The organism is Streptomyces sp. NRRL F-6676 (assembly GCF_000725625.1).
GTDB lineage: Bacteria > Actinomycetota > Actinomycetes > Streptomycetales > Streptomycetaceae > Streptomyces.
Window position 1 is genome coordinate 1 of the sequence record NZ_JOHS01000151.1, and the last position, 274, is coordinate 274.

Below are 274 nucleotides of genomic sequence, written 5' to 3' on the forward strand. Positions count from 1 at the left end.
CATCACCGCCACCGTCTGCGCCCGCAGATCCCCCGCATCCCCCGTCGCCGACTCCGGAATCACCCGGGTCACATCCGCCGACGTCGTCGACGACGTCGCATCCATCAGAACCAGACCCTTGACCTTGTCCCGGTGATCCGGCGCATACCGCGCAGCGATCAGACCACCCAGCGAGTGGCCCGCCAACACCACCGGAGAATCACCCGCAACCCGGTTGATCACCCCCGTCAGAATCCGCCCCGTGTCCGCCATGCTCTGCGGACCCTCCGGCTTG

General features: G+C 67.5%; 1 protein-coding gene. It reads right to left on the reverse strand.

Annotated elements, in window-relative coordinates:
* Nucleotides 1-252: alpha/beta fold hydrolase (locus IO29_RS31400; RefSeq protein WP_030383546.1), on the reverse strand; the 252-nt coding region annotated here is incomplete at its 3' end.
* Nucleotides 253-274 lie beyond the last annotated feature (22 nt).